Source organism: Citrobacter telavivensis, assembly GCA_009363175.1.
GTDB classification, from domain to species: Bacteria; Pseudomonadota; Gammaproteobacteria; order Enterobacterales; family Enterobacteriaceae; genus Citrobacter_A; species Citrobacter_A telavivensis.
Window position 1 is genome coordinate 4158478 of sequence record CP045205.1, and the last position, 24313, is coordinate 4182790.

The 24313-nt window shown below is 56.6% G+C and carries 22 protein-coding genes; 11 read left to right on the top strand and 11 right to left on the bottom strand.

What is annotated here, in order from left to right:
• Positions 1 to 101: 101 nt before the first annotated feature.
• Both GBC03_22395 and GBC03_22400 read left to right on the top strand, forming a co-directional pair.
• The gene (locus tag GBC03_22395) at positions 102 to 1385 is read left to right on the top strand and encodes a citrate synthase (protein QFS72756.1); all 1284 of its coding nucleotides are present in this window, start codon (positions 102 to 104) and stop codon (positions 1383 to 1385) included.
• A gap of 187 nt (positions 1386 to 1572) precedes the next feature.
• A complete protein-coding gene (locus tag GBC03_22400; protein ID QFS72757.1) occupies positions 1573 to 2619 on the top strand; it encodes an AbrB family transcriptional regulator in 1047 nt (348 codons plus the stop codon).
• Here the strand turns inward: GBC03_22400 and GBC03_22405 are convergent.
• The 11 genes from GBC03_22405 to GBC03_22455 all read right to left on the bottom strand — a co-directional run bounded on the left by GBC03_22405 (position 2616) and on the right by GBC03_22455 (position 11962).
• Complete coding sequence (locus GBC03_22405) at positions 2616 to 3407, bottom strand: endonuclease VIII (protein QFS72758.1); 792 nt, start codon at positions 3405 to 3407, stop codon at positions 2616 to 2618. The two genes, GBC03_22400 and GBC03_22405, sit on opposite strands and share 4 nt — an antisense overlap.
• A gap of 23 nt (positions 3408 to 3430) precedes the next feature.
• Positions 3431 to 4075, bottom strand: coding sequence for a pyroglutamyl-peptidase I (pcp, locus tag GBC03_22410; protein ID QFS72759.1), 645 nt, complete (start codon positions 4073 to 4075; stop codon positions 3431 to 3433).
• Positions 4076 to 4084: 9 nt separating this feature from the next.
• The gene (locus GBC03_22415) at positions 4085 to 5080 is read right to left on the bottom strand and encodes a DUF979 family protein (protein ID QFS72760.1); all 996 of its coding nucleotides are present in this window, start codon (positions 5078 to 5080) and stop codon (positions 4085 to 4087) included.
• A complete protein-coding gene (locus GBC03_22420; protein ID QFS72761.1) occupies positions 5077 to 5805 on the bottom strand; it encodes a DUF969 family protein in 729 nt (242 codons plus the stop codon). The genes GBC03_22415 and GBC03_22420 overlap by 4 nt, the downstream gene beginning before the upstream one ends.
• A 75-nt stretch (positions 5806 to 5880) precedes the next feature.
• Complete coding sequence (pxpA, locus tag GBC03_22425; GenBank protein ID QFS72762.1) at positions 5881 to 6615, bottom strand: 5-oxoprolinase subunit PxpA; 735 nt, start codon at positions 6613 to 6615, stop codon at positions 5881 to 5883.
• Entirely contained in the window at positions 6605 to 7537 is a 933-nt protein-coding gene (locus GBC03_22430; GenBank protein ID QFS72763.1) for a 5-oxoprolinase/urea amidolyase family protein, read from the bottom strand. The genes pxpA and GBC03_22430 overlap by 11 nt, the downstream gene beginning before the upstream one ends.
• Positions 7531 to 8187: a 5-oxoprolinase subunit PxpB gene (gene pxpB, locus GBC03_22435; GenBank protein QFS72764.1), complete on the bottom strand. Its 657-nt coding sequence runs from the start codon at positions 8185 to 8187 to the stop codon at positions 7531 to 7533. Before pxpB ends, GBC03_22430 begins: the two co-directional genes overlap by 7 nt.
• 162 nt (positions 8188 to 8349) lie before the next feature.
• Positions 8350 to 9093, bottom strand: coding sequence for a type 2 GTP cyclohydrolase I (locus tag GBC03_22440; protein QFS74104.1), 744 nt, complete (start codon positions 9091 to 9093; stop codon positions 8350 to 8352).
• 175 nt (positions 9094 to 9268) lie between these two features.
• A complete protein-coding gene (gene phrB, locus GBC03_22445; protein ID QFS72765.1) occupies positions 9269 to 10687 on the bottom strand; it encodes a deoxyribodipyrimidine photo-lyase in 1419 nt (472 codons plus the stop codon).
• 20 nt (positions 10688 to 10707) lie between these two features.
• On the bottom strand, positions 10708 to 11661 hold the full coding sequence (locus GBC03_22450) for a DUF1722 domain-containing protein (protein QFS72766.1): 954 nt from the start codon (positions 11659 to 11661) through the stop codon (positions 10708 to 10710).
• 94 nt (positions 11662 to 11755) lie between these two features.
• A complete protein-coding gene (locus GBC03_22455; protein QFS72767.1) occupies positions 11756 to 11962 on the bottom strand; it encodes a DUF2517 family protein in 207 nt (68 codons plus the stop codon).
• Between the two features lie 308 nt (positions 11963 to 12270).
• Here GBC03_22455 and kdpF point away from each other — a divergent pair, with 308 nt between their 5' ends.
• The 9 genes from kdpF to potE all read left to right on the top strand — a co-directional run bounded on the left by kdpF (position 12271) and on the right by potE (position 24198).
• Complete coding sequence (gene kdpF, locus GBC03_22460; GenBank protein QFS72768.1) at positions 12271 to 12360, top strand: K(+)-transporting ATPase subunit F; 90 nt, start codon at positions 12271 to 12273, stop codon at positions 12358 to 12360.
• A complete protein-coding gene (kdpA, locus tag GBC03_22465; GenBank protein QFS72769.1) occupies positions 12360 to 14039 on the top strand; it encodes a potassium-transporting ATPase subunit KdpA in 1680 nt (559 codons plus the stop codon). Before kdpF ends, kdpA begins: the two co-directional genes overlap by 1 nt.
• Before the next feature lie 20 nt (positions 14040 to 14059).
• Positions 14060 to 16108, top strand: a complete 2049-nt coding sequence (gene kdpB / locus GBC03_22470) for a potassium-transporting ATPase subunit KdpB (GenBank protein ID QFS72770.1) — start codon at positions 14060 to 14062, stop codon at positions 16106 to 16108.
• An 8-nt stretch (positions 16109 to 16116) separates the two neighbouring features.
• Complete coding sequence (gene kdpC / locus GBC03_22475) at positions 16117 to 16683, top strand: potassium-transporting ATPase subunit KdpC (GenBank protein ID QFS72771.1); 567 nt, start codon at positions 16117 to 16119, stop codon at positions 16681 to 16683.
• Entirely contained in the window at positions 16683 to 19370 is a 2688-nt protein-coding gene (gene kdbD, locus GBC03_22480) for a two-component system sensor histidine kinase KdbD (protein ID QFS72772.1), read from the top strand. The genes kdpC and kdbD overlap by 1 nt, the downstream gene beginning before the upstream one ends.
• Positions 19367 to 20044, top strand: coding sequence for a two-component system response regulator KdpE (kdpE, locus tag GBC03_22485; protein ID QFS72773.1), 678 nt, complete (start codon positions 19367 to 19369; stop codon positions 20042 to 20044). The genes kdbD and kdpE overlap by 4 nt, the downstream gene beginning before the upstream one ends.
• 278 nt (positions 20045 to 20322) lie before the next feature.
• Entirely contained in the window at positions 20323 to 20427 is a 105-nt protein-coding gene (locus tag GBC03_22490) for a DUF2618 domain-containing protein (protein QFS72774.1), read from the top strand.
• Positions 20428 to 20683: 256 nt separating this feature from the next.
• Entirely contained in the window at positions 20684 to 22882 is a 2199-nt protein-coding gene (gene speF, locus GBC03_22495) for an ornithine decarboxylase SpeF (GenBank protein ID QFS72775.1), read from the top strand.
• Positions 22879 to 24198: a putrescine-ornithine antiporter gene (gene potE / locus GBC03_22500; protein ID QFS72776.1), complete on the top strand. Its 1320-nt coding sequence runs from the start codon at positions 22879 to 22881 to the stop codon at positions 24196 to 24198. The genes speF and potE overlap by 4 nt, the downstream gene beginning before the upstream one ends.
• Positions 24199 to 24313: the final 115 nt, after the last annotated feature.

The following is a 24313-nucleotide window of genomic DNA, read 5'->3' on the forward strand; positions in this document are numbered from 1 at the left end:
GAGCGGCGAGCCGAATAACAAACTGGTAACGGTTGATTGATGTATCGATGGCAAATCTCACCTGAGTAGTCTTAAGCAATAAGGCGCTAAGGAGACCGTAAATGGCTGACACAAAAGCAAAACTCACGCTAAATGGTGATACTGCTATTGAACTGGATGTGCTGAAGGGCACGCTAGGTCAAGATGTTATTGATATTCGTAGCCTGGGTTCAAAGGGGATGTTCACTTTTGACCCTGGTTTCACCTCTACTGCATCCTGCGAATCAAAAATTACGTTCATCGACGGCGATGAAGGAATTTTGTTACATCGCGGCTTCCCGATCGATCAGTTAGCCACCGAGTCTAACTATCTGGAAGTATGTTACATCCTGCTGAACGGTGAAAAACCGACGCAGGCAGAATACGACGCGTTCAGAACCACCGTGACCCGCCATACGATGATCCATGAGCAAATCACCCGTCTGTTCCACGCTTTCCGCCGCGATTCACATCCGATGGCGGTGATGTGCGGGATCACCGGTGCGCTCGCCGCGTTCTATCACGACTCTCTGGATGTTAACAATCCGCGCCACCGCGAAATCGCAGCATTCCGTCTGCTGTCCAAAATGCCGACGATGGCGGCGATGTGTTACAAATATTCTATCGGCCAGCCGTTTGTTTATCCGCGTAATGACCTCTCCTACGCCGGTAACTTCCTGAACATGATGTTCTCCACGCCGTGCGAAACTTATGAAGTGAACCCGGTACTGGAACGCGCAATGGACCGTATCCTGATCCTGCACGCCGACCATGAACAGAACGCGTCCACCTCGACCGTACGTACTGCCGGCTCGTCTGGCGCGAACCCGTTTGCCTGTATCGCGGCGGGTATTGCTTCCCTGTGGGGACCAGCACACGGCGGCGCGAACGAAGCGGCGCTGAAAATGCTGGAAGAAATCAGCTCGGTTAAACACATTCCGGAATTTGTTCGTCGTGCGAAAGACAAGAATGACTCTTTCCGCCTGATGGGCTTCGGTCACCGTGTTTACAAAAACTACGATCCGCGTGCGACCGTGATGCGTGAGACCTGCCACGAAGTACTGAAAGAGCTGGGTACCAAAGATGACCTGCTGGAAGTGGCGATGGAGCTGGAACACATCGCGCTGAACGACCCGTACTTCATCGAGAAGAAACTCTACCCGAACGTCGACTTCTACTCCGGTATCATCCTGAAAGCGATGGGGATCCCGTCTTCCATGTTCACGGTTATCTTCGCGATGGCGCGTACCGTTGGCTGGATTGCGCACTGGAGCGAAATGCATACCGATGGCATGAAAATCGCTCGTCCGCGTCAGCTGTATACCGGCTACGACAAGCGTGACTTTAAATCTGACCTTAAGCATTAATCGTCAGACTGCCGGATGGTGACGCTACCGCGTCTTATCCGGCCTACGGTTGTCAATTCGTAGGCCGGATAAGCGTTAGCGCCATCCGGCAACTTCCCTACCTTTTCTTGACCCTCGTTATATTAATCTTCTTTGCCCTTCTCTATGATTTACGGATAGTTTGTTCATTTTCTTCCGGGAGCACAGGATGCCAGTTCTGCAGTGGGGCTTGTTGTTTTTGCTGTCACTCCTTCTGTCCCTGCTCTTTCTCAGCATTCATCTTCCGGCGGCGTTACTGCTCGGCCCGATGATCACCGGTATTCTGTTTAGTCTTCGCGGTATCTCCCTGCGACTCCCTCGCTGTACGTTCCTCGGCGCGCAGGCCATTCTTGGCTGTATGATTGCGCAGAATTTGTCAGGCTCATTATTAACGACGCTGGCGGCAAACTGGGTAGTGGTTCTGGCGGTGCTGCTGGTGACGCTGCTCTCCAGCACGGTCGTCGGCTGGCTGCTGGTGCGCTACAGTTCGCTACCGGGTAACACCGGCGCGTGGGGCTCATCGCCTGGCGGCGCGGCGGCGATGGTTGCAATGGCCCAGGATTACGGCGCGGACATCCGTCTGGTCGCCTTTATGCAGTATCTGCGGGTGCTGTTTGTCGCCGGAGCGGCGGTGCTGGTGACGCGGTTTATCATGGGCGAAAGCGCGGAAGCCGTCAGCCAACAGATTGAGTGGTTCCCGCCGCTGAGCGGCAATTTGTTCACTACGCTGCTGCTAGCGGCGGTAGCCAGCGTTATTGGACGGGTGCTGCGCATTCCCTCCGGTACGATGCTGGTGCCGATGCTGGTCGGCGCAGTGCTGCACGCGAGCGGCGTGATGGTAATTGAACTGCCGGAATGGCTGCTGGCAATAGCCTATATGATTATAGGCTGGCAGATTGGTCTCGGGTTCGACAAGCAGGTATTTATTATGGCACTGCGACCGTTGCCGCAGATCCTGGTCTCTATCTTCGCCTTACTGGCGATTTGTGCGGCGATGGCCTGGGGGCTCGCCCACTATATGCAGATTGACTTTTTAACCGCCTATCTCGCCACCAGCCCAGGCGGGCTGGATACGGTTGCGGTGATTGCCGCCGGCAGTCACGCCGATATGACGCTGATTATGGCGATGCAAACCCTGCGCCTGTTCAGTATTCTCCTTACCGGCCCGGCCATCGCCCGCTTTATTTCAGCAAAGGCGCCACGACAGGCGCATTAATGCTGGCAATGTGGACACCAATAAAACGGGCGGGAAGAGAGCGTGGTTTTTGCGATGATCCCGCCGCAGCGCTCGCAGGGTTCACCGTCGCGGTGGAACACCTTAAAACGAAACAGCGCGCCATGATGTTTGTTGTCATCCGCCTGACCGCGCGTGGTATACGACAGGCGCGGAATATCCAACAGCGCATGCGATAACGCTTCCAGTTGCACCTCGCTGAGATCGCGGGCTTTATGCTGACCGGTTAATCCCACCTGCCAGAGGATCTCCACCCGCAGATAGTTCCCCAGCCCGGCAAGAAAGGCTTGATCCAGCAGCAAACCAGAAAACTGGCGGTTGCGAAAACGCGGTGAGAGTAACCGGGTTTTCACCTCATCAGGCGTCAGGCGCGGGTCCAGCACGTCCGGTCCGACCCGCTGCAGAAAGGGATGGGTGGTCAGTTGCGCCGGCGTCAACATTTCAATATCAGACGCGCTGTAGAGCAGAATGGTTTTGTCCGCCGTTTGCAGTTTAACGCGCAGAACGCGGGTGGTTTGCGGCGTGTCGCCACTGTCCACCACGCGCCAGACGCCATACAGCTGGTTATGGCTGTAGAGCGTCAGGCCATCGGAAAAATGGGTCAGCAGCGCTTTGCCGCGCGTCTCCATCGCCGTGACGGTCTGCCCCACCAGCGGGGATTGATACGGTTTTAACTGCGCAAAGGCAAACCAGACATCCGTCAAGGGTTTGCCTTTGATCGCCGCCTCCAGGTTATCCGCCGCGCGGCGGATTTCCGGGCCTTCAGGCATGGTTCTGTCCTTATCTGAGAAGATTAGTGCGTGGCACCACCCGTCACGGCGATGTCATCGTCGACCTGTAATGCGGTGGCGATCGCCACCTCCAGCGCCAGACGCACCGTTTCCGCCGCCATACTGGGTGCCCCCGGATGCGCCGCCGCCTGCTGCGGCAGATAAGGGATATGGATGAATCCCCCCTTCACCTCCGCACTGCCGCTCAGTTTGTGCAGCAATCCGTACATCACATGGTTGCAGACAAACGTCCCCGCCGTCTGTGATACCGACGCTGGCACGCCGGCTTCACGCATCGCCGCCACCATCGCTTTGATCGGCAGCGTGCTAAACCAGGCCGCAGGCCCGCCGACAACAATCGGCTCATCCACCGGCTGTTGGCCTTTATTGTCCGGGATACGGGCGTCGTCGACGTTGACAGCCACGCGCTCAACGGTGATATCCGTACGTCCGCCCGCCTGACCGATCGCCAACACCAGCGACGGAGAGAGCGTATCAATGGCCGAGTTCAGCACACTGAGCGCGTCGCCAAACACACACGGCAGTTGGCGTGCCACCACGCGACACTCCGCGATGATAGCATTGTCGAGGCGAGAGACCACTTCCCAGGAAGGGTTAACCTGCTCGCCGCCGAAGGGCTCAAACCCGGTAATTAAGACTGTTTTCATCCGTCCTCCTTACAGGAACATCAGGAAATACATCAGGAACACGTTAACGAGCAGTAACAGCACACCGGTCGGCACCTGCGCTTTAATGACCGCGTTTTTATCCGGCAGTTCCAGCAGCGCGGCGGGCACAATGTTAAAGTTCGCCGCCATCGGCGTCATCAGCGTGCCGCAATAGCCGGAGAACATCCCGATGGCCGCCATCACCGCCGGATTCCCGCCGTGCTGGAGCACCAGAATCGGAATGCCAATCCCCGCCGTGACAATCGGGAAGGCGGCAAACGCATTGCCCATCACCATCGTCAGCAGGGCCATCCCAACGGTATACACCGCCACCGCAATGAAGCGGCTGTCGACGGCCAGATACTCTTGCGTAAGATATGAAATTCCGCTGCCGACGCCTGCCGCCGTAAACAGCAGCCCTAACGTCGCGAGGATCTGCGGCAGAATAAATGCCCAACCGATGGAATCCAGCAGGCGGCGCGCCTCCTGGACTGGCTGATGCACCTTCTCATGGGTCATTTTAATCGCCATACCCAGACCAATCAGCGAGCCTGCGGTCATCGAGAACAGCGTCACCAGCGTGGCGTGATTGCCCGGTCCAAACAGGGCATCCTGCAATCCCGGAATATGGTTGAACATCAGCACACCAATCACGGTGACAACCGGAATGGCCAGCGCCGGATAAAACAGGCGGTTCCCCAGACGCGTGGCGCTCTCTTCACGCTGCTCGCGGGTACGCTGATGATAACTCCCCAATTTCACGCCGCCAAAGCCGGCGATCAGCGCCATTAACACCACCGCGACGCCCACGGCAATGTTGACCGTACGTTTGTCGCCCACCAGTTGATATGTCCAGTCGCCCAGTAAGAACAACAGCCCGTAGACGCCCCAGAATAGCCCCGTCGTCAACCGACGCGGATTGGCTTTGTCCTGCCAGGACATGATGGCGACAATGAGCAGAACGATCCCCGCCAGCCAGTAGAGGTAGCTTTGCTGAAAATTCATTGCGCCTCTCCTTTGCGGGTGTCGACAGAACCGGCTTTCGCCATCTCGCGTTGCAGATAGTTATCCAGTCGCCACAGTCGCGTACCGTGGATCACAAAGGCGCACAGGGCCGTCGGGATCCCCCACAGGGCAATGTGCAGCGGCTCGGTCTGAATGCCGCCGGACTCCAGCATAAAGTTGTGCATGAAGATAATCGCGCCGAACGCCACGAAGATATCCTCACCAAAGAAGAGTCCCACGTTATCCGTCGCCGCCGACATCGCCCGCAGGCGGTAGCGCACCGCGCCGGGCAATGTCCCGTACGTTTTCTCCGCTGCCCCTTCCGCCATTGGCGCTAACAGCGGGCGCACCATTTGCGGATGTCCGCCCAGACTGGTCAGCCCCAGCGCAGCGGTAGCCTCACGAATGAACAGATAGACAATCAGCAGGCGACCTGACGTGGCGCTTTGAATTTTGGCAATCCACGCCTGAGCGCGTTCTTTCAGACCGTGACGCTCGAGCAGGCCAATAACCGCCAGCGGGATCAGCAGGATAAACGGCAGGTTGCGGGTGTTGAGAAAACCTTCGCCCAGCTTTTCGAGGATCGTGGCGAACGGCATTTGCGCCGCCAGTCCAGTGACGATTCCGGCGACAATGACCACCAGCACCGGGTTAAAACGTAAAAGAAATCCAACCACAATGACGGCGATGCCCATCAGTGGCCAGAGAGTTATTGCATCTCCCATAATCCATTCCTGTATGTTGTGTTTTGTTGTGGTGTTTTTATATGCACAGCCCCTCAGTGGGGGCTGCGTCAATTCTTATGCGACAATCTTGATACCGCGTGATTCAAATGCCGAGCGTAAACGACGGGCGAAGGCCAGCGCGTGTTCGCCATCGCCATGAATACAAACCGTCTGCGCGATGACGCTTGCCCATTCACCGGTGAGGCTTTTTACGCGTCCGCGCTCAACCATCTCCAGCGTTTGTGCCAGCGACTGTTCTTCGTCTTCAATTAGCGCGCCCGGTTGGCTGCGCGGCACCAGGCTGCCATCCGCCAGATAACCACGATCGGCGAACACCTCCTGACGCGTGGCGAGACCGTAGCGCTCACCCGCGCGGATCAGTTCGCTTCCCGCCAGGCCGACCAGAATCAGCGCCGGATCGCAGGCGTGCACCGCCTTCGCAATGGCATCCGCCAGTTGCGGATCTTTCGCCGCCTGGTTGTAGAGCATGCCGTGAGGTTTCACATGACGCATGACGCCGCCCTCCGCCCGGGTCATTGCCGCCAGCGCGCCGATTTGATACAGCGTTTGTGCGTAGACCGTTTGTGCAGGCAGCGTCATCGCCGTGCGGCCAAAGTTTTCCCGATCCGGAAAGCTCGGATGCGCGCCAATGGCAACGCCATTTTTCAGCGCTTCACGCACGCTTGCCAGCATGGTTTGCGCATCGCCGGCATGAAATCCGCAGGCAATGTTAGCCGATGAGACCAGCGTCAACAGCGCACCATCGCTGGCGCAGCCTTCACCGAGGTCCGCATTTAAATCAATGTTCATCGTTGAGTCGCCATGTGAGTTGTTCCAGATAGCGCTGTTGGTCCTGACGCGCTTTCAGCGCCTCCTCCAGCGAACACTGAACAAAGTGAATGGGTTGACCGAGCGGGATCTGCGCCAGATGGTACATGTCAGCCTCGATAATACAGGCGATGCGCGGATAGCCGCCGGTCGTCTGGGCATCATTCATTAACACAATCGGCTGGCCGTTGTGCGGTACCTGAACCACACCAGGCAGCAGACCGTGCGACACCAGTTCCCGATCCGTCGTTCGCGTCAACGGCTGCCCCTGTAAGCGGTAGCCCATCCGGTTACTCTGCGGACTGAGATGCCACGGCGATCGCCAGAACGACTCCTGCGAAACCGCGTCAAATTCGTGATACTCCGGCCCCGGCAGCGCCCGAATGCGGTTCCCCCACAGCAGCTGTTTTACCCCCAGCGCCTCCCTGAACGTGCGTCGGGGTTTGCCGATGGCCAGCCGGTCGCCATCTTTGAGCAGACGACCTTCCAGCCCGCCAATGCCCACTTTGAGATCGGTACTGCAAGACCCCATCACTTCCGGCACGTCGATGCCGCCCGCCAGCGCAAGATAGCTGCGCATACCGTGCTGCGGACGCTTCAGCGCCAGACGCTGGCCCGCTTTTACCGGCAGACGCCAGCCTGTCCAGACGGGGTGATTGTCCAGTCGCGCTTCACATCCCGCACCGGTCAGGGCAAACCAGCCGTCGGTTTCAAACTCCACCACTAACTGCCCAAGGGTAATTTCCAGTACTGGCGCACTGGCCTCATTGCCCACCAACAGGTTGGCGATTTGCATCGCGGGTTTATCCAGCGCGCCGCAGTGGCTGACGCCTGACTGACGAAAACCGTGCCGACCGCCGTCCTGAACCGAGGTGTACAGTCCCGCGCGAATAATATTCAGCATACCCCCTCCTTCTGCGGGATAAAGCGCACGCTATCGCCGGGGCGCAGGAGAACCGGTTGCTCTTTTTTCGGGTCGAACAGCGGCAGCGCGGTGTGTCCGATCAGTTGCCAGCCGCCGGGGGTTGGCAGCGGATAAATCCCCGTTTGCGGCCCGCCGATACCCACCGACCCCGCCGGAACGATCAGCCGCGGCTCAGCGCGTCTTGGCGTGTGCAGTTGTTCCGGTAAGCTGCCGAGATACGGGAATCCGGGCTGAAAACCTAAAAACCAGACCACGTACTCGACCGACGCGTGCAGTTCCACCACCTGCTTTTCGCTCAGACCGCTGTGGCGGGCAACGTCTGCCAGATCGGGACCGCCAGCACCGCCGTAGGTCACCGGAATTTCGATATAGCGCGAGTCAGGCTCCAGCGCCTCACTCTCCTCCCACCAGCGTTGCAGGCGTTCAATCGCATCCAGCGCCAGCGTTTGCGGGTCGCGCAGGATCACGGTGATATTGTTCATTCCAGGAATAGCCTCAACAACGTTTGGTGTCTCAACCAAACGCTGGGCCAGTCGCCAGATACGTTTCTGGCTCGCCAGCGTCACCGGCGGCTCAAGCTCCAGCACCACCGCCGTTTCACCTAACAGATAACAACGCGCTCGTTGCACTTGCGTTCCTCTTGTTCTTACCACCCGCTTCATCAGGCGTTATTGTCGCAGCCAGTCTGGACTCGGACAGCACGCAAAAACCGGAGCGTACAGGGAGTACGTGAGGATTTTGAGCACTGCCCAGGGCCAGAATGGCAAGTAAAATAGCCCTTATGAGGCGGGTTATGCAGGGTTGGGAATATCAATAAATGTCACATCCAAATCGGTGTTCTCCGTCAGCCATTCGCTGAGCGCACGGATCCCGCCGCGTTCGGTAGCATGGTGTCCGGCGGCGTAGAAATGCAGCCCCTGTTCACGGGCAGAGTGGATGGTTTGTTCAGAAACTTCGCCGGTGATAAAGGCGTCGACGCCAGCCTGCGCGGCGCTGTCGATGAAGCTTTGTCCACCGCCGGTGCACCAGGCAACACGTTTAACGGTATCCGGCCCGGTATCACCGCACCACAGCGGCTTGCGTCCAAGACGCGCTTCAATCCACGACGCCAGTTCCAGCCCCGGCACCGGAATCGCCAGTTCGCCCCAGGGAACCAGCGGCTCGATTTCCCCCAGCACGGTGATGCCCAGCAGGGACGCCAGCTGTGCGTTGTTGCCCAGTTCCGGATGCGCATCCAGCGGGAGATGCCAGCCGTAGAGGTTAATGTCATTCGCCAGCAGTGTTTTCAGGCGATTGCGCTTCATTCCGCGAATCACCGGGGACTCGCCTTTCCAGAAATAACCATGATGAACGATGACCGCATCGGCCTGCAAACGCACCGCTTCATCCAGTAACGCCTGACTGGCGGTCACGCCGGTGACAATTTTCTGCACCGTCTCTTTGCCTTCAACCTGTAAACCGTTTGGCGCGTAGTCGCTGATGGCGGCGCTGTTCAGTTTCTCGTTGATCAGTTGCTCCAGTTCGGTGTTTTTCATCATCGATCCCTTGTTTATTTATGCACTCCGTTAACATAGCGTCCCTGTGCCTGTTCGTCGATAGACAATTATTAGCCATATTAAGAAACCATCGCCCCGCATTAAACCATAAAAAAGAGGACGGGTTTACACGCGTCCTTCTGAATATTTATGGCGCCAGACCGCATAGTCACCGTCAGCTTTTTCGCGCGGCCTCATACGCGGCAAGCGTCTCCACGCGCGCCTGTTTGTGATCGACAATAGGCTGCGGATAGTCGAGCGTGATGCCCGCTTTTGTCGCCCATTTCCACGGTTCGTGTATCGCCTTGCCCGGTACATCGCTCAGTTCTGGGATCCACTGGCGGATAAACTCACCGTCGCAGTCGAACTTTTCACTCTGCGTCGTCGGGTTAAAAATGCGGAAGTACGGCGCGGCGTCGGTTCCGGTGGAGGCCGCCCACTGCCAGCCGCCGTTATTTGCGGCGAGATCGCCATCAATCAGTTGCGTCATGAAATAACGCTCGCCTTTACGCCAGTCGATCAGCAGATCTTTCACCAGGAAGCTGGCCGTAATCATCCGCAGGCGGTTATGCATCCAGCCGGTGGCGTTCAGTTGCCGCATCGCCGCATCGACAATCGGATAACCCGTTTTTCCTTCTTGCCAGGCCTGAAAATGGGCCGCGCTGTCCCGCCAGCGCACGCGATCGGTCCAGAGGATAAAGGGGCGGTGTTTGCACAGTTTGGGATGGTACGTCATCAGATGACGATAAAACTCGCGCCAGATGAGTTCGTTCAGCCAGACGCTGCCCGTGCCGCCGTCCAGCGCCTGCGGCTGTTCCGCCAGCAGGCGATGCAGGCACTGGCGTGGCGACAAGCCCCCCGTTGCCAGACTGGCGGACAAACGACTGGTGCCCTCAATCGCCGGGAAGTCACGTCGTGCTTCGTACTCGCCCGCGCCCTGCTGGCAAAACTGACGCAGCCGGGCAATCGCAGCTTTCTCGTCTACCGGGAAAAGGGTCTGGTCAAAATCCTGCTGCGGATAGTTAAGGTTAATCGGAGGCAGCGATGTCGAAACCTCATGCCCTTCACGCCGTTCGGGCGCGGGAACACACACCGGCATCCCCTCCTTCAGCCGTTTTAGCCAGGCGTTTTTAAACGGCGTGAAGACTTTATACATCTCATGATTTTCCGTCATCACCGAACCTGGCGGCAGGATCACGCTGTCATCAAACCCTTCGCAAACCACATCAGGTAACGCGCGTTCCACTGCCGCATCGCGCTCACGCTCATTCACTTCGTACTGGTAGTGGTAGAACAGATGGCTGACGTCCTGCTGTTCACACACCGATTTCACCACGTCGATGCTGGCCGCAAAATCATCGACCTCCTCAAACAGTAACGGAATGCCCTTTTCCGCCAGCGCCTTTTGTAAGGCGGTCAACTGGGCCTGGATAAAGGCGGCCTGCCGCGGTGACATTTCATGGTTCGCCCACTGTCCAGGCGTGGAGATGAACAGCGCCACGACGCGCGCGGAGCGGTGGCGACAGGCGGCGGCAAGGGCAAGATGGTCATGCAGACGGAGATCGCGGCGAAACCAGACCAGATGGGTGGACATAACACTCCCGAAAGAAAAAATCAGCTCCCGTAGCGCAGCCGCAGGGCTTCCGGCCAGGGATCAAAATAGCGTTGCCCGGAGAGATACGCATCCGGATATTCCGCCATATAGTGTTTGAGCAGCGTGACTGGCGCAAGCAGTGGTTGCGTAGCGCGTCGGTAGCCGTCAATGAGGGAAGCCAACTCCTGCCGCTGACGGGCATTGAGCTGTTTGCGAAAATAGCCCTGAACGTGCATCAGGACATTGGTATGGTTACGCCGGGTGGCAGGATGGGACAGCAGTTTCATCAGGCGCAGACGATATTCAATGAAAAACGCATCCAGGTTTTCCCATTCGTGGATAGCAGCGACAAAGCGCCCCAGTTCGCGGTATTCCGGCTGTGAATGAGCCAGCAGTAACAGTTTATAGCGGCTGTGATAGTTAATCAGCGCGCCGCGCGTCAGTCCTTGTTGGCGAAGACCATGCAATTCATGCAGTGCATAAATCCGCGCGACAAAATTTTCTCGTAACTGTGGATCGTGCAGTCGCCCGTCTTCTTCAACCGGGAGACACGGAAAGCGCGCCATCAGCACTGCGGTATAGATACCGCGCCCGGCCTTACGGTTGTTTTTTCCTTCCGCGTCATACACGCGTACGCGTTCCATGCCGCAACTGGGGGATTTCGCACAGACGATATAACCACAAAGGTGTTCGAAACGACTGACACGTTCTTCACTGAACGCGGTCATCATCTGGGTTAAATCGCCCTCCCGCCGATCGCTGAAACGCAATGCAATTGCCTCTTCCATTTTGACTAAACGCAGTGCAGGACGCGGCACCGCCAGGCCGATCGCCATTTCCGGACAAACGGGTTCAAAGTGCACCCACGGTGAAAGTTCTTCGACTGCAAAGGTCAGGCGCTTATGTCCACCATCAAAGCGAACCGCCTCCCCTAACAAACAGGCGCTAATGCCAACAGGGATTTTCTCGCTCATGATGTCTCCTTTTCCATTCCTGAAATAAGTGTAGACACAGAGACATAAAAAAACCGCCACATTGCTGTTGGCGGTTTTTCTGAACGCGATAGGCTTAGTAGAAATCGCCGGTGGCTTTTTCAGCCTGATCCATCCACACCGGTTTATCGCTGGTTTTTGACCACACACGGTGTAAATAGCTATAAAAACGGGCGCGGTCTTTCCAGAACAACATGACCGGCAGCGCCAGCACCCCAGCCACGACGGCGAAAGTACGGCGTAACAATACAACATGTGCTGGATATTCTTTGTACAACCCCATGATTCTCTCCCCTTTATCTGGCCGGTAATCATCACCGGTAAAGTCAAATTGGTTATCTGCTGAAAATAGTACCGCTTTGCGTGTAATTTTACTACTCATCCGACCACTTATTTTTAGCTATTTACGCTTTGTTTATCTTTATCGCGTAATTAAGTTACATAAAGGTTAAATTAATACTAATCATTAGTTAAATGATGGTCTTTGCCATTTTTATACTTTTTTTACACCCCCGACGCCGATTTTTGCGAAATCTTTGCAGCCAGATATTTACGCTTTGTTTATCTCATTTATGCCACTGGAGGTGCACTGTGAGTGCAGGCGTGATAATCGGCATCGTGCTGATTTTCTTATTATTAGGTTACCTGGTGTATGCATTAATCAATGCGGAGGCGTTCTGATGGCTGCGCAAGGATTTTTACTCATCTTCAGTTTCCTGGTGATTTTATTCGTACTCGCAAGATCGTTAGGCACGGGCCTGGCGCGGCTGATCGGCAATAACTCGCTACCCGGTACGGCAGGTATTGAGCGCCTGATCTGGCGCGGGCTGGGCATTTCGTCACGCGAAATGAACTGGAAGCAGTACCTGCTGGCGATCCTCGCGCTGAATATGCTGGGGCTGACCATCCTGTTTCTGTTGTTGTTGTGGCAGAACCTTCTGCCGCTGAATCCACAGCAGCTGCCTGGCCTGTCGTGGCATCTGGCGCTCAACACCGCGGTCAGCTTTGTGGCTAACACCAACTGGCAGTCCTACAGCGGGGAAACCACCTTAAGCTACTTCAGCCAGATGGCCGGACTGACGGTACAAAACTTTTTATCTGCCGCAACCGGGATCGCCGTGGTATTTGCCCTGATCCGCGCCTTTACGCGCCAGAGCATGAGCACGCTGGGCAATGCGTGGGTCGATCTGGTACGCATTACGCTGTGGATCTTATGCCCCATCGCGCTGGTGATTGCGCTGTTCTTTATTCAGCAAGGCAGCCTGCAAAACCTGCTGCCCTATCAACCCTTCACCACCCTTGAAGGCGTGCAACAACTGCTGCCGATGGGGCCAGTGGCCTCGCAGGAAGCCATCAAAATGCTGGGGACCAACGGCGGCGGTTTCTTTAACGCTAACTCTGCGCATCCATTCGAAAACCCCACTGCGCTGACCAACATGGTGCAAATGCTGGCGATCTTTTTAATTCCAGCCGCACTCTGCTTCGCGTTTGGCGACGCGGCAGGCGATCGTCGTCAGGGACGGATGCTGCTGTGGGCCATGTCGCTCATCTTTATCGTCTGCGTTGCGGTAGTGATGTGGGCAGAAGTTCAGGGCAACCCGCATCTGCTGCAGTTTGGCGCAGATTCCAGTCTCAATATGGAAGGTAAAGAGAGCCGCTTTGGCGTGCTGGTGAGCAGTCTGTTTGCCGTGGTCACGACGGCGGCCTCTTGCGGCGCGGTGATCGCCATGCACGACTCGTTGACCGCGCTGGGCGGCATGGTGCCGATGTGGCTAATGCAAATTGGTGAAGTGGTATTCGGCGGCGTTGGTTCAGGTCTTTACGGCATGCTGCTGTTCGTGCTGCTGGCGGTGTTTATCGCCGGGCTGATGATTGGTCGCACACCGGAATACCTGGGCAAAAAAATTGATGTTCGCGAGATGAAAATGACCGCGCTGGCGATTCTGGTCACCCCTGCGCTGGTTTTACTCGGTACCGCGCTCGCCATGATGACCAATGCGGGACGTAGCGCCATGCTCAACCCCGGTCCACACGGCTTTAGTGAAGTGCTGTACGCCGTCTCTTCAGCGGCCAACAACAACGGCAGCGCCTTTGCCGGTCTGAGCGCCAACACCCCGTTCTGGAACTGCCTGCTGGCATTCTGCATGTTTGTCGGCCGCTTCGGGGTCATCATCCCGGTGATGGCGATTGCCGGCTCGCTGGTGGCGAAAAAAAGCCAACCGGCCAGTCCTGGTACGCTGGCGACCCACGGCGCGCTGTTTATCGGTTTACTGATAGGCACTGTGCTGTTAGTCGGCGCCCTGACCTTTATTCCCGCACTGGCGCTTGGCCCAGTCGCTGAACATCTTTCCTTACGCTGAGCAATGCGGAGCAGAATGTTATGAGTCGCAAACAACTGGCGCTGTTCGAACCCTCTCTGGTCGCTCAGGCGCTGATGGACGCAGTGAAAAAATTAAGTCCACATACCCAGTGGCGCAACCCGGTGATGTTCATCGTCTGGATTGGCAGCCTGCTGACTACCGCTATCGCGCTCGCGATGGCGACGGGACAGATGGCGGGCAGCGCGCTGTTTACCGGGGCAATCAGTCTGTGGCTGTGGGTCACCGTACTGTTTGCCAACTTTGCCGAAGCGCTCGCCGAGGGGCGCAGTAAAGCGCAGGCCAACAGCCTCAAAGGGGTTAAAAAAACCGCCTTCGCGCGCAAACTGCGTGAGCCGAAGTACGGCGCGAAGATGGACCACGTCCCGGCCGATGAGCTGCGCAAAGGCGATATCGTGCTGGTGGAAGCAGGCGATATTATTCCCTGCGACGGCGAAGTCATTGAAGGCGGTGCCTCCGTGGATGAAAGCGCCATTACCGGCGAGTCCGCGCCGGTAATTCGTGAGTCCGGCGGCGATTTTGCCTCGGTAACCGGCGGGACGCGCATTCTCTCCGACTGGCTGGTGATCGAATGCAGCGTGAACCCTGGCGAAACCTTCCTTGACCGGATGATCGCCATGGTCGAAGGCGCGCAGCGCCGTAAAACGCCCAACGAGATTGCCCTGACTATTTTGCTGGTCGCCCTGACGATTGTCTTTTTATTGGCAACCGCCACGCTGTGGCCGTTTTCAGTCTGGGGCGGTCACGCGGTCAGCGTCACGGTACTGGTCGCCCTGCTGGTTTGTCTGATCCCGACGACTATCGGCGGGTTGCTCTCCGCCATTGGCGTTGCCGGGATGAGCCGTATGCTCGGCGCGAACGTCATCGCCACCAGCGGACGCGCAGTGGAGGCCGCAGGCGACGTGGACGTACTGCTGCTGGACAAAACCGGCACTATCACGCTGGGCAACCGTCAGGCCTCGGACTTCCTGCCTGCACAGGGCGTGGATGAAAAAACGCTGGCCGACGCCGCACAGCTCTCTTCATTAGCCGATGAGACGCCGGAAGGCCGCAGCATCGTAATCCTCGCCAAGCAGCGGTTTAACCTGCGCGAGCGTGACGTGCAGTCGCTGCATGCCACCTTTGTTCCCTTTACCGCCCAGAGTCGCATGAGCGGCATTAACATCGACAACCGGATGATTCGTAAAGGCTCTGTCGATGCTATCCGTCGCCACGTTGAGGCCAACGGCGGCCAGTTCCCGGCGGATGTTGAGCAGAAGGTGGATAGCGTCGCCCGTCTGGGTGCCACACCGCTCGTGGTGGCGGAAGGTTCCCGCGTATTAGGCGTGATCGCGCTGAAAGATATCGTCAAGGGCGGGATAAAAGAGCGTTTTGCCCAGTTGCGTAAAATGGGTATCAAAACGGTGATGATTACCGGCGATAACCGTCTGACCGCCGCAGCCATCGCCGCCGAAGCGGGCGTAGATGACTTCCTTGCCGAAGCGACCCCGGAGGCTAAACTGGCGCTCATCCGCCAGTACCAGGCTGAAGGTCGCCTGGTGGCAATGACCGGTGATGGCACCAACGACGCCCCGGCGCTGGCCCAGGCCGATGTCGCGGTGGCGATGAACTCCGGTACGCAGGCGGCAAAAGAAGCAGGCAACATGGTGGATCTCGACTCCAATCCCACCAAGCTTATCGAAGTGGTGCACATCGGCAAACAGATGCTAATGACGCGCGGTTCGCTGACCACCTTCAGTATCGCCAACGACGTGGCGAAGTACTTCGCGATCATTCCGGCCGCGTTCGCCGCGACCTATCCGCAGTTGAATGCGCTGAACATTATGCGTCTGCATTCGCCTGATTCGGCCATCCTGAGCGCGGTAATTTTTAACGCCTTGATCATTGTCTTTCTGATCCCGCTGGCGCTGAAAGGCGTGAGCTACAAACCGCTTTCCGCGTCAGCCATGCTGCGTCGTAACCTGTGGATCTACGGTCTGGGTGGTCTGGTTGTGCCGTTTATTGGCATCAAAGTGATTGATTTACTGTTGACCCTGCTGGGTCTGGTGTGAGGTGTCTGATGAGTGGTTTACGTCCGCTGTTCTCAACAATGATGTTCCTGATGCTGCTAACGGGCGGCGTGTATCCGCTGCTGACCACTGCGCTTGGGCAATGGTGGTTCCCGCATCAGGCCAACGGTTCACTGATTCTGGATGACCACGGGGTGCGCGGTTCTGCGCTAATCGGGCAGAACTTTACCTCTGAAGGCTATTTCCAGGGACGGCCTTCGGCCACCGCTGAAATGCCCTATAATCCGATGGCTTCCGGCGGCAGTAATCTCGCCGTCAGTAACCCGGAACTGGATAAACAACTGCAAAGCCGGATCGCTGCCCTGCGCGCCGCCAACCCGCAGGCTAGTCGTAGCGTACCGGTGGAACTGGTCACCGCCTCCGCGAGCGGGCTGGACAACAACCTGACGCCCGCCGCGGTGGCGTGGCAAATCCCTCGCGTGGCGCAGGCTCGCCATCTCACCATTGAACAGGTGACGCGACTGGTTGCAAAATACACGCAGAAACCGCCGGTGAGCTTTATCGGTCCGTCGGTGGTCAATATTGTGGAACTCAATTTAGCGCTGGACGGGCTCTGATGGTTGATGATGACGTTTTACGCCCCGATCCCGATCGCCTGCTGGAGCAGGCGGTTGCCCCGCATCGCGGAAAACTGAAAATTTTCTTCGGTGCCTGTGCGGGCGTCGGAAAAACCTGGGCCATGCTCGCCGAAGCCCAACGCCTGCGCGCACAGGGACTGGACATCCTGATTGGCGTGGTGGAAACGCACGGACGCAAAGAGACCGCTGCCCTGCTGGACGGTCTCAGCATCCTGCCATTGAGGCGGCAGGCACGCCACGGACGACATATCAGCGAGTTCGATCTCGATGCGGCGCTCGCCCGTCGTCCGGCGCTGATCTTAATGGATGAACTGGCGCACAGTAATGCGCCAGGCTCACGTCATCCCAAGCGCTGGCAGGACATTGAAGAACTGCTCGATGCCGGTATTGATGTCTTTACCACCGTCAACGTGCAGCATCTTGAAAGCCTGAACGACGTGGTCAGTGGCGTGACGGGAATTCAGGTACGCGAAACCGTACCGGATCCGTTTTTTGACGCTGCCGACGAGGTGGTGCTGGTCGACCTGCCTCCTGACGATCTGCGTCAGCGCCTGAAAGAGGGCAAAGTCTATATCGCCGGACAGGCCGAGCGCGCTATCGAACACTTCTTCCGCAAGGGCAATTTAATCGCGCTACGCGAGCTGGCGCTGCGCCGTACCGCCGATCGGGTGGACGATCAGATGCGCGCATGGCGGGGCCGTCCAGGTGAAGAAAAGGTCTGGCATACCCGTGACGCCATTCTGCTCTGCATTGGTCACAACACCGGCAGTGAAAAACTGGTGCGCACCGCCGCGCGACTGGCATCTCGACTGGGCAGCGTCTGGCACGCCGTCTACGTCGAAACGCCGGCGCTGCATCGTCTGCCCGAAAAGCAGCGGCGTAATATTCTGCATGCCCTGCGACTGGCGCAAGAGTTAGGCGCGGAAACCGCCACGCTGTCCGACCCCAGTGAAGACAAAGCGGTGGTTCGCTACGCCCGCGAGCACAATCTGGGAAAAATTGTGCTGGGACGCCCGACCACGCGGCGCTGGTGGCACCGGGATTCGTTTGCCGACCGGCTGGCGAAACGCGCGCCGGAACTGGATCTGATGGTTGTTGCCCTGGACGATCCGCCGGTCAGGGCGCTGACGTCTGTGCCTGATACCCGCGCCTTTAAGGACAAATGGCGGGTGCAAATTCAGGGCGGTCTGGTCGCTGTCGCACTCTGCGCCCTTACCACCTTTATTGCCAGCCAGTGGCTGGCCGCCTTTGATGCCGCTAACCTGGTGATGCTCTATCTACTTGGCGTGGTGGTCATCGCGCTCTTCTATGGCCGCTGGCCGTCGGTGTTTGCCACCTTTATTAGCGTGGTCAGTTTTGACCTGTTTTTCATTGCGCCACGCGGCACGCTCGCCGTCTCAGACGTGCAGTATCTCCTCACCTTTGGCGTCATGCTGACGGTGGGCCTGATCGTCGGTAACCTGACGGCGGGGGTGCGTTACCAGGCCCGCGTCGCGCGCTATCGGGAACAGAGAACGCGTCATCTTTATGAGATGTCGAAAGCGCTGGCGATGGGACGCCGTGCACACGATATCGCCACCACCAGCGAACAATTTATTGCCTCCACGTTTCATGCCCGCAGCCAGATTTTGTTGCCGGATGAAGAGGGTAAACTGAGCGCCCTCACCCACCAGCAGGGAATGACGCCCTGGGATGATGCCATTGCCCGCTGGAGCTTTGATAAAGGGTTACCGGCGGGCGCCGGCACCGATACCCTGCCCGGCGTGCCGTACCAGATCCTGCCTTTACGCAGTGCCGACAAAACACACGGACTGGTGGTTGTTGAACCGGGCAATTTGCGCCAGTTGATGATCCCCGAACAGCAGCGACTGCTGGAAACGTTCACCCTGCTGGTAGCGAATGCGCTGGAGCGCCTGACCTTAACGGCCAGCGAAGAACTGGCGCGGATGGCCAGCGAACGTGAAAGCCTGCGAAACGCCCTGCTCGCCGCGCTTTCTCACGACCTGCGTACCCCGCTAACCGTGCTGTTTGGTCAGGCGGAAATCCTCACGCTCGACCTCGCCAGCGAAGGCTCGCCCCATGCCAGACAGGCCAGCGAAATTCGCCAGCATGTGCTGAATACCACCCGCCTGGTCAACAATCTGTTGGATATGGCACGCATTCAGTCGGGCGGTTTCAACCTCAAGAAAGAGTGGCTGACGCTGGAAGAAGTGGTCGGCAGCGCGCTGAAAATGCTGGAACCCGGCCTGGTTCATCCGGTGAATCTTTCCCTGCCCGCGCCGCTGACCCTCATTCATGTCGATGGCCCGCTGTTCGAGCGGGTGCTGATTAACCTGCTGGAAAATGCCATCAAATATGCCGGACCGCAGGCGGAGATCGGTATCGACGCACACGTGGCAGACAAACATCTGCAACTTGACGTCTGGGATAATGGGCCGGGCATTCCGCAAGGTCAGGAGCAGCGCGTTTTCGATAAATTCGCGCGGGGGAACAAAGAGTCAGCGGTGCCGGGCGTTGGGCTGGGGCTGGCCATTTGTCGGGCGATTGTGGAAGTGCATGGCGGGACAATTGCCGTCTATAATCGCCCTCAGGGCGGTGCCTGTTTCCGTGTTACACTGGTGCAAGAAGCCCCGCCAGAACTTGAAGATTTTCATGAGGATATGTGACAAACGTTCTGATTGTTGAAGATGAGCAAGCCATTCGCCGCTTTCTGCGTACCGCGCTGGAAGCCGATGGTCTGCGCGTGTACGAAGCCGAGACCCTTCAACGCGGCTTGCTGGAGGCGGCAACGCGCAAGCCCGATCTCATTATTCTCGATCTCGGCCTGCCGGATGGTGATGGTATTGATTTTATTCGCGACCTGCGACAGTGGAGCGCCGTCCCGGTGATTGTGCTCTCTGCCCGTAGCGAAGAGAGTGACAAAATTGCCGCGCTGGACGCGGGTGCCGATGACTATCTGAGCAAGCCTTTTGGCATTGGCGAGTTACAGGCGCGCCTGCGCGTTGCCCTGCGCCGTCATTCCGCCACCCCCTCCCCCGAACCGGTGGTGCGCTTTTCCGATGTGGAGGTAGACCTCGCTGCACATCTGATTCATCGCGGTGAAACGGAAATCCACCTGACGCCGATTGAGTTTCGCCTGCTGGCCGTATTGCTTAACAACGCCGGAAAAGTGCTTACCCAGCGCCAGTTGTTGAACCAGGTCTGGGGACCGAACGCCGTCGAGCACAGTCACTATTTGCGTATTTATATGGGCCACTTGCGACAGAAACTGGAGCATGATCCCGCCCGACCCCGCCATTTCATTACCGAAACCGGCATTGGCTATCGTTTTATGCCCTGAATGGTTATTCATTTATTTTAAATAAAACAAAAATAATATCTTTATTATTTTTTGTGTCACAATAGATATATTTCCCATCACAAGTAAAATCCTAAAAAAATAATAAAATACATTTATATAACATATAAATAACAATGTGATATCTTATCGCACGATATGCATAAACAGCGACTAATTATTTTGAAAATGATCGTTTATTATTGATCCCCTTCACAGAATGATGCCATTTCCTGGATAAAATACCCTCACCTTCCACTCATCCAGTAAAGGTAAGCAAAATGGAAAATAATAGCCGTACAATGCCCCATATAAGGCGGACAACGCATATTATGATGTTTGCCCACCGTAATAGCTTTGACTTTCATTTCTTTAATGCCCGTTAGTCTTTCGACTATGGGCACTCCAGCATACAGGTCTTCCTGACTCGCTGTATCACAGGCTCACGCCTGTATTCCTCAGTGCTCACTCTGCTTAAGCCTTGATTCGCCTGTGACCGGACAGGTAAGGTTTTTTGCATCCTAAAAAAAGCAATTTACTGATTTATTTATCAGGGGACACACTTTGCTTTTATTCCGGAGTTATCAGTTTCTCATTCGAGAAATTGAGGACCTGCTATTACCTGAAAATAAAGAGATGAAAATGTCTGAATTAAAAATTGCCGTGAGTCGTTCTTGTCCTGACTGTTTTTCTACACAACGCACGATTGTGAATGTTGATGAAAGCCATTTTATTGATGTGGCTGCAGTGGTGTTATCTGTCAATGATATTGAACGTGGAAAACTCGATGAAATTGACGCGACCGGCTACGGTATTCCCGTCTTCATCGCAACGGAAGAGGAAGAGCGCGTTCCGGCAGAATATCTACCACGCATTTCGGGCGTATTTGAATGTCACGAAGCCCGTACCGCTTTCTACGGTCGTCAGTTAGAAACGGCAGCCAGCCATTACGAAACGCAATTACGACCCCCGTTCTTCCGCGCGCTGGTTGACTATGTTAACCAGGGGAACAGCGCCTTCGACTGCCCAGGACACCAGGGTGGCGAGTTTTTCCGCCGTCACCCGGCTGGCAACCAGTTCGTGGAATATTTTGGCGAAGCGCTTTTCCGCTCCGACCTGTGTAATGCCGACGTGGCAATGGGCGATTTGCTGATCCACGAAGGCGCGCCGTGCATTGCCCAGCAGCATGCCGCGAAGGTGTTTAATGCCGATAAAACCTACTTTGTGCTGAACGGAACCTCTTCGTCCAACAAAGTGGTGCTTAACGCGCTGCTCACTCCGGGCGATCTGGTGCTCTTCGACCGCAACAACCATAAGTCAAACCATCACGGCGCGTTATTGCAGGCGGGCGCAACGCCGGTCTATCTGGAAACGGCGCGTAACCCGTACGGTTTCATCGGCGGGATCGATGCTCATTGTTTTGAAGAGAGCTATCTGCGTGAGTTAGTTAGCGAAGTGGCACCACCACGTTCCCGGGATGCACGTCCGTTCCGTCTTGCCGTCATCCAGTTAGGGACCTACGACGGCACGATTTATAACGCGCGTCAGGTGGTGGATAAGATTGGTCACCTTTGCGACTACATCCTGTTCGACTCCGCCTGGGTAGGCTATGAGCAGTTTATCCCGATGATGGCGGATTGCTCACCACTCCTGCTGGAACTGAACGAAAACGATCCGGGTATTCTGGTGACGCAGTCGGTTCACAAGCAGCAGGCAGGCTTCTCCCAGACCTCGCAAATACACAAAAAAGACAGCCATATCAAAGGCCAGTCGCGTTATGTACCGCATAAACGCATGAATAATGCGTTTATGATGCACGCCTCCACCAGCCCGTTCTATCCGCTGTTTGCGGCGCTGGATATTAACGCCAAAATGCACGAAGGCGTCAGTGGTCGCAATATGTGGATGGATTGCGTGGCGAACGGTATCGACGCCCGTAAGCTGATCCTCGATAACTGCCATCATATTCGCCCGTTCGTTCCGCAATGGATTGAGGGTAAACCGTGGCAGTCTTACCCTACCGCGGAAATTGCGAATGACCTGCGCTTCTTCCACTTCGTCCCGGGCGAACGCTGGCATGCGTTTGAAGGGTACGCCGAGCATCAATACTTTGTTGACCCCTGCAAACTGCTGCTGACCACGCCGGGGATCAACGCACATAGCGGCGAATACGACACCTTCGGCGTCCCGGCAACCATCCTTGCCAACTTCCTGCGTGAAAATGGCGTGGTGCCGGAAAAATGCGACCTCAACTCGATCCTGTTCCTGCTGACCCCGGCGGAAGATATGGCAAAACTGCAACAGCTCGTCGCCCTGTTGGTGCGTTTCGAGCGGTTGCTGGAGTCTGATGCGCCACTGGCTGATGTACTGCCGTCGCTCTACAAACAGCACGAAGCGCGCTATGCCGGTTATACCCTGCGCCAGCTGTGTCAGGAGATGCACGACCTGTACGCACGCCATAACGTGAAGCAGCTGCAAAAAGAGATGTTCCGTAAGTCGCATTTCCCGCGCGTTAGCATGAACCCTCAGGAAGCCAACTACGCGTATCTGCGTGGTGAAGTGGATCTGGTGCCTCTGCCAGAAGCCGAAGGCCGCATTGCCGCTGAAGGCGCGCTCCCTTACCCGCCAGGCGTGCTGTGCGTGGTTCCGGGGGAAGTCTGGGGCGGCGCGGTACTGCGTTACTTCAGCGCGCTGGAGGAAGGGATCAACCTGCTGCCCGGTTTTGCGCCGGAGCTTCAGGGTGTGTACGTCAAAGAGTGCGATGGTCGCAAACAGGTGTGGTGCTACGTGATTAAACCCCGCGAAGCACAGACTGGCCTGTTGAAAGGAGAAGCATTATGAGTAAAGCCAAATCCAATAAAATGGGCGTGATGCAACTCACCATCCTGACCATGGTCAATATGATGGGTTCCGGGATCATCATGCTGCCGACCAAACTGGCTGAAGTCGGCACCATTTCGATTATCTCCTGGCTGGTTACCGCCGTCGGTTCCATGGCGCTGGCCTGGGCGTTCGCCAAGTGTGGCATGTTTAGCCGTAAATCCGGCGGGATGGGTGGCTACGCGGAATATGCGTTTGGTAAATCCGGCAACTTTATGGCGAACTACACCTACGGGGTGTCGCTGTTGATTGCCAACGTCGCCATCGCGATTTCCGCCGTGGGTTATGGTACCGAGCTATTTGGCGCTAGTCTTACCCCGGTGCAAATCGGTCTCGCCACCATTGGCGTGCTGTGGATCTGTACGGTTGCTAACTTTGGCGGTGCGCGCATTACCGGACAGATCAGCAGTATCACCGTCTGGGGCGTCATCATTCCGGTGGTCGGTCTGTGTATCATCGGCTGGTTCTGGTTTAGTCCAACCCTGTATGCCAACTCCTGGAACCCGCATAACGTACCGTTCTTCACGGCGGTCGGTTCGTCTATCGCGATGACGTTGTGGGCGTTTCTTGGTCTTGAATCGGCTTGTGCTAACGCGGAAGTGGTGGAAAACCCTGAAAAGAACGTACCAATTGCCGTACTGGGCGGGACGCTGGGCGCGGCGGTGATCTACATCGTCTCCACCAACGTCATTGCCGGGATTGTGCCTAACATGGATCTGGCAAACTCGACCGCCCCGTTTGGTCTGGCGTTTGCGCAGATGTTCACGCCGGAAGTGGGTAAAGTGATCATGGCGCTGATGATCATGTCCTGCTGCGGCTCGCTGTTAGGCTGGCAGTTCACGATTGCCCAGGTCTTTAAATCCTCTGCCGACGAAGGTTATTTCCCCAGGATCTTCTCTCGCGTGACTAAAGTCGATGCGCCCGTTCAGGGAATGCTGACGATTGTGGTCATCCAGAGCGGCTTATCGTTGATGACTATCAGCCCGTCGCTGAACAGCCAGTTTAACGTGCTGGTCAACCTGGCCGTGGTAACGAACATCATCCCGTACATCCTGTCGATGGCCGCGCTGGTGATCATTCAGCGAGTGGCGAATGTTCCGGCGGCGAAAGCAAAATCGGCAAACTTCGTGGCGTTCGTGGGCGCGATGTACAGCTTCTATGCGCTCTACTCGTCAGGTGAGGAAGCGATGCTGTATGGTTCCATCGTGACCTTCCTCGGCTGGACGCTTTATGGTCTGGTCTCACCGCGCTTTGAACTGAAGAATAAGCACGGTTAAAACCCTGCCCGGTGGACGTATTGCTATACGACAGTCATAAAAGGCGCCCTGTGGCGCCTTTTTTTCACTTCTGCAAAAGAAGAAGGTGAGCACAGGAAAGCGTAATCCGATCAGA